This window comes from Nocardia farcinica, assembly GCF_029867845.1.
GTDB classification, from domain to species: Bacteria; Actinomycetota; Actinomycetes; order Mycobacteriales; family Mycobacteriaceae; genus Nocardia; species Nocardia farcinica_A.
In genome coordinates this window covers 1-5,926 of record NZ_JARWRU010001119.1, presented here as the reverse complement: position 1 = coordinate 5,926, position 5,926 = coordinate 1, and the positions used below count along the sequence as shown (strand labels likewise).

5 protein-coding genes are annotated in these 5,926 nt (G+C 68.8%); all 5 read left to right on the top strand.

Features of this window, described 5'->3' with window-relative positions:
- Positions 1-179: 179 nt before the first annotated feature.
- Positions 180-752 carry a DUF6912 family protein gene (locus tag QH283_RS24815; RefSeq protein WP_432420774.1) on the top strand — a complete coding sequence of 191 codons (573 nt, stop codon included), beginning with the start codon at positions 180-182 and terminating at the stop codon, positions 750-752.
- Between the two features lie 360 nt (positions 753-1,112).
- Complete coding sequence (locus QH283_RS24810; RefSeq protein WP_280505349.1) at positions 1,113-2,249, top strand: ferredoxin reductase; 1,137 nt, start codon at positions 1,113-1,115, stop codon at positions 2,247-2,249.
- Positions 2,250-2,297: 48 nt separating this feature from the next.
- On the top strand, positions 2,298-3,638 hold the full coding sequence (locus QH283_RS24805; protein WP_280505348.1) for a fatty acid desaturase family protein: 1,341 nt from the start codon (positions 2,298-2,300) through the stop codon (positions 3,636-3,638).
- A 110-nt stretch (positions 3,639-3,748) separates the two neighbouring features.
- Positions 3,749-4,999, top strand: a complete 1,251-nt coding sequence (locus QH283_RS24800; protein WP_280505347.1) for a fatty acid desaturase family protein — start codon at positions 3,749-3,751, stop codon at positions 4,997-4,999.
- Between the two features lie 146 nt (positions 5,000-5,145).
- Positions 5,146-5,826, top strand: a complete 681-nt coding sequence (gene bluB / locus QH283_RS24795; RefSeq protein ID WP_280505346.1) for a 5,6-dimethylbenzimidazole synthase — start codon at positions 5,146-5,148, stop codon at positions 5,824-5,826.
- The last annotated feature ends 100 nt before the right edge of the window (positions 5,827-5,926 follow it).

Genomic DNA, 5,926 nt, shown 5'->3' with positions numbered 1-5,926 from the left:
GGTCTACTACGGGCTCAACGGCGATCGCGACGCGATGGCCGATATCGGCATCCTGGCGGCCGCGGTGCACGAATCCTTGGAGGAGATGCTCGGTGCCTGTGCCTGACGAGAAGCCCGTACCGGGAGGGAAGTCCGTGCCCGAGAAGAACGTGCCCGAGAAGAAGCTGCCGGAGAAGAAGCTGCGCGTCTATGTTCCGGTCACGGTGCCGATGTTGCGCAGACTGCTCACCGAACGCGAGATCTTCCCGGTCGGCGGCACCGCCTTCGCGGTCACCCCGGCGCTGCGCGAGGCCTACGCCTCCGGCGACGACGAGGAACTGGCCGAGGTGGCCATGAGCGAGGCCGCACGCGCCTCGCTGCGGCTGATCGCCGCCGAGCGCGAGGACCTGGCCGACGCGCTGGAGGAGGCGCTGGAACCGTCCGGCGACGGCGCGCCCGAGCCGGGTCCGTCCGCGCACGGCGGTCCGGTCTACCGGCGGGCGGTGCTGGCCGCCGACGTGACCGGGGCCGTGCCGCGGCCCGACCTGGACGACGCGGTGGTCAAGCTGTCCGGGCCGATCCCCTACGACCGCATCGCCTCGGCACATGTCGACCTGGCCGAGGCCGAGCCGGAGATCGCCAAGGCCGTCGAGGTGATCGACGCCGCGGATCTCGGCGACGAGGACGCCGAATTCGTGCTCGGCGACGCCGAGGACCACCAGCTGGCCTGGTACGCCAATCAGGAGCTGCCCTTTCTCGTCGAGCTGCTCTGAGTCCGAAATTCCTCCGGCCGCGCGGCGCCCCGGCCGGGGCTCGCGGCTGATCGCCCCAGGTGGCGGGGTGTTTCGCGGTGCCGGGCGGCGGTCGCGTCGCCCGGCTCGGGACCGAGGACTCTGCCCCGCGAGTGCGAACAGCACCTCCCCGAAGAACCTACGATGCCGTAACCTGAACGTGAGCGGGCTCGCCCCACGGGCGTATGGACTCGCGCACACGTGTGCAACCGCGAGCCGGTCGTTTTCGCTGCCTGCGGATCCGGCGGCAGTGCCGGCCCAGCGCGGCGCCGGCCAAGCGCGGTGGGAACTCACCGCGGCCCACGAACGCCGCGGGACGAACAGAAAGACGAAACAGCACTGATGGTCCTGAAGAATGTCCGTGACTGGCTGGAGGCGCCCGCGGCGAATGTCGCCGAGCGCGGAGGCCGGCTCAATGTGCTGCGCGGCGCCGTCGCCCGGATCACCACGCCCCTGCTGCCCGACGACTACCTGCATCTGGCCAACCCGCTGTGGTCGGCGCGCGAGCTGCGCGGTCGCGTCGTCGAGGTGCGCAAGGAGACCGCGGACTCGGCCACCCTGGTCATCCGGCCGGGCTGGGGCTTCGACTTCACCTACCAGCCGGGCCAGTACATCGGCATCGGCCTGCTGGTCGACGGCCGCTGGCACTGGCGCTCCTACTCGCTGACCTGCCCGCCGGACTGGAGTTCGCCCGAACACGGCGGCAAGCGGCTGATCTCGATCGCGGTCAAGGCGATGCCGGAGGGCTTCCTGTCCAGCCATCTCGTCGGCGGCGTCACCCCGGGCACGATCGTGCGGCTGCAGACCCCGCAGGGCGGTTTCGTCATGCCGTCCCCGCCGCCGCCGAAGGTGCTCTTCCTCACCGCGGGCAGCGGCATCACCCCGGTGATCTCCATGCTGCGGGCGATGGACCGCCGCGACGGCATCGCCGATGTGGCGCACCTGCATTCCGCGCGCGAACAGCAGGACGTGATGTTCGGCCCCGAGCTGGCCGACCTGCGCGAGCGGCACGCGGGCTTCGACTCGCGGCTGTGGCTGACCGGCGAGAAGGGCAAGTTCGCCCTGGCCGATCTGGACACCGAGTTCCCCGACTGGCGCGAGCGCGAGACCTGGGCGTGCGGTCCGGCGGCGATGCTCGACGAGATCGAAAAGCACTGGCAGGCAGCTGGTCTGGCGGATCGGCTGCACGTGGAGCGCTTCGAGGTCGAGCGCTCGGCGGTGGGCGAGGGTGGCACAGTCACCTTCGGCAAGACCGGCCGCACCGTGGTCGCCGACGGCGCGACCAGCCTGCTCGAGGCCGGCGAGTCGGTGGGCGTGCAGATGCCTTTCGGCTGCCGCATGGGCATCTGCCAGACCTGTGTCGTGACGGTGGCCGAGGGCCACGCGCGTGATCTGCGCAACGGCGAGGAGCGCCGCGCCGGCGACAAGGTGCAGACCTGCATCTCGGCCGCCGCGGGCGACTGCACACTGGAAATCTGACCACGCCGCGTACCCTCGAAAGCACGACCCGAACAGAAGGGACTGGCGGTGGCCATCACCGATATCCAGGCTTTTTCCCATCTCACCAAGTCCGACATCGAAGCGCTCGGCCATGAGCTCGACAGCATCCGGCGCTCGGTGGAACTCTCGCGCGGCGAGCGCGACGCGAAGTACATCCGGCGCACCATCGCCGCCCAGCGAGGCCTTGAGGTGGCGGCGCGCGCCGTGCTCTTCGGCAGCCGCAACCGCTGGGCCTGGCTGGCGGGCACCGCCATGCTCTCGGTCGCCAAGATCATCGAGAACATGGAGCTGGGCCACAACATCAGCCACGGCCAGTGGGACTGGATGAACGACCCGGAGATCCACTCCAGCACCTGGGAGTGGGACATGACCGGCCCCTCGGCGCAGTGGCGCCGGGCGCACAACTACTCCCATCACACCTATACCAATGTGCTCGGCAAGGACGAGGACCTCGGCTTCGGCATCCTGCGCATGACCAGGGACGAGCCGTGGCGGCCGATCCACCTGGTGCAGCCGCTGGCCAACGTGCTGCTCGCGGCCACTTTCGAGTGGGGCATCGCCCTGCACGACTGGTCGATCGAGAAACAGATCGCCGGCATCCCGCCCTGGGAACTGATGTCGGAGCCGAACAAGGAATTCGGCCGCAAGATCCGCAGGCAGGTCGCGAAGGATTTCGTCATCTTCCCGCTGCTGACCGGTCCGGCGTGGAAGTCGACGCTGAAGGCCAATGCCACCGCCAACCTGGTGCGCAATCTGTGGGCCTACGCGGTCATCTTCTGCGGCCATTTCCCCGACGGCGCGGAGAAGTTCACCATCGAACAGCTCGACGGCGAGACGCAGTCGGAGTGGTATCTGCGCCAGATGCTCGGCAGCGCCAATTTCGACGCCGGGCCGGCGATGGCGTTCATGAGCGGCAATCTCTGCTACCAGATCGAGCACCACCTGTTCCCCGATCTGCCGAGCAATCGGTACCCGGAGATCGCCGAGCGGGTGCGCGAATTGTGCGACAAGTACGACCTGCCCTACACCACCGGTTCACTGGGCAGGCAATACCTGCTGGCATTCCGCACGATTCACAAACTGGCGCTGCCGGATCGATTCCTCAAGCGCACCGCCGACGACGCCCCGGAAACGTCCTCCGAGCGCAAGTTCATCGGTATCACGCTGCCGCACCCGGAGCGCTGGGGCGAGCGGAACCGGCTGATCACCGACCCGGTCACGGGCAAGCGGCGCGGGCTGCGCTCGGCCATCCAGGAGGCCAAGGTCGTCCTGGAGGAGAAGGCGCGTAACGAAAAGCAGGCGCTGCGCGAGAAGAAGGCGGCGCTCAAGGAGCTCAAGCGCTCCCGGATGCGGGCACGCACAGCCTGAAATATCATGCCGTGGCCGGTATCTCAATAAGGGATTTACCACAGGCCGCGGCGTGATCTGTCCCGAACTCAGCAACCTACGGTCACGTAACTTACGGTAGTGTAACCACCATGGCGATCTCGGATGTCAAGGAGTACGCGCACCTCACCGAGGCTGATGTCGAAGCCCTCGGTGCGGAGTTCGACGCGATTCGTCGGGAAATCGAGAGTTCCCGAGGCGAGTCGGACGCGCGCTATATCCGCAATGTCATCAGGCTGCAACGCGGCCTGGAAATCAGTGGCCGGGCGATCCTGTTCGGCAGCAGAAAGCGTCCCGCCTGGCTGCTCGGCGCGGGTCTGCTCGGCGTGGCCAAGATCATCGAGAACATGGAGATCGGCCACAACGTGATGCACGGCCAGTGGGACTGGATGAACGACCCGGAGATCCATTCCACCTCGTGGGAGTGGGACAACACCGATCCGTCCAAGCACTGGAAGCACACCCACAACTACCTGCACCACAAGTACACCAATGTGCTCGGCCTGGACGACGACATCGGCTACGGCCTGCTGCGCGTCACCCGCGACCAGCGCTGGAAGCCGTTCAACCTCGGCAACCCGGTCTACAACCTGATCCTGCAGCTGATGTTCCAGTACGGTGTGGCGATCCAGCACCTCGAGCTGGGCAAGGTGGCCACCGGGCGGATCAAGCCGGGCACCCCCGAGCGCGCGGAGTTCGAGCGCAAGCGCGACGAGGTGATCGAGAAGGTCGGCAAGCAGGTCCTCAAGGACTACGTGATCTTCCCGGCGCTCACCGGCCCGGCGTGGAAGTCGACGCTCACGGCCAACATGACCGCCAACATGATCCGCAACGTCTGGTCCAACACGATCATCTTCTGCGGGCACTTCCCCGACGGCGCGGAGAAGTTCACCAAGAAGGACGTGGACAACGAGACGCAGGCCGAGTGGTACCTGCGTCAGATGCTCGGCAGCGCCAACATCTCCGGCGGCAAGCTGTTGCACTTCATGTCGGGCAATCTCAGCCACCAGATCGAGCATCACCTGTACCCCGATCTGCCGAGCAACCGCTACGCCGAGATCGCGGTGCGGGTGCGCGAGCTGTGCGACAAGTACGACCTGCCGTACACCACCGGACCGCTGCCCGCCCAGTACTTCAAGGCCTGGCGAACCATCCTCAAGCTGTCGCTGCCGGACAAGTACCTGCGCCGCACCGCCGACGACGCCCCGGAGACCGCCTCGGAGCGCCGCTTCCAGGGCGAGACCGCGCCGGTCGTCGATCCGGTGACCGGCAAGCGCCGCGGCCTGCGCACCGCCCTGGCGCAGCAGCGCCGGCGGTTCGGCCGCCGCCGCGCGCGGGCCTGACCGCGGCACACCGACCCGACGCCGGGCGTGGCTTTCCGCTACGCCCGGCGTCTGCCGTGTGCGGCCGGGGACCCTGGCGGCAACAGCCCGGCGACGAACTGTCCCGAACGCGCCGCGCCCGGTTACGGCCCTGGTTGACTGGGACGGTGAACGAGGATCAAGTCGGTCTCTACGAGGCCATTCGAACGCGCCGGGACGTGCGGGCGGAATTCACCGGCGAGCTCGTCGACGACGCCGTGCTGTGGCGACTGCTCGAGGCGGCGCATCGCGCCCCCAGCGTCGGCAATTCCCAGCCGTGGGATTTCGTCGTGGTGCGCGACAGGCAGACGCTGCGCCGCTTCGCCGGCCACGTGGCGGACAAGCGGAGGGAATTCCACGCGGCGCAGCCGCCGGAGCGGGCAGCCACCTTCGAGCCCATCAAGATCGAGGGCATCGCGGAGAGCGGAACCGGCATCGTGGTCACCTACGACCACGATCGCGGCGGCCCCCAGGTGCTCGGCCGCGCCACCGTACCCGAGACCGGCGTCTTCTCCACCGTGCTGGCGATCCAGAACCTGTGGCTGGCCGCCACCGCGGAGCGGATCGGCGTCGGCTGGGTGTCGTTCTACGACCCCGAGTTCTTGGCGGAGCTGGTCGGCCTGCCCGAGGGCGTCCGGCCGGTGGCCTGGTTGTGCGTCGGCCCGGTGCGCGAGTTCCAGACCGTGCCCGACCTGGAGCGCTTCGGCTGGCGCAGCGGCCGCCCGCTCGCCGATGCGGTGCACCACGAACGCTTCGGCGCGGTCGCATGCTCGTCGCAGGCGGACGCGGGCGCGGCCCGCACCCTCTGATCCCCGCCCCCACGGGCTCCCCCCCGGGCCGCGACAAGGCGACGGGGGGGCGCCGCGGCGGGGGCCGGGGGGGGGGGGGGGGGGGGGGGGGGGGCCCCCG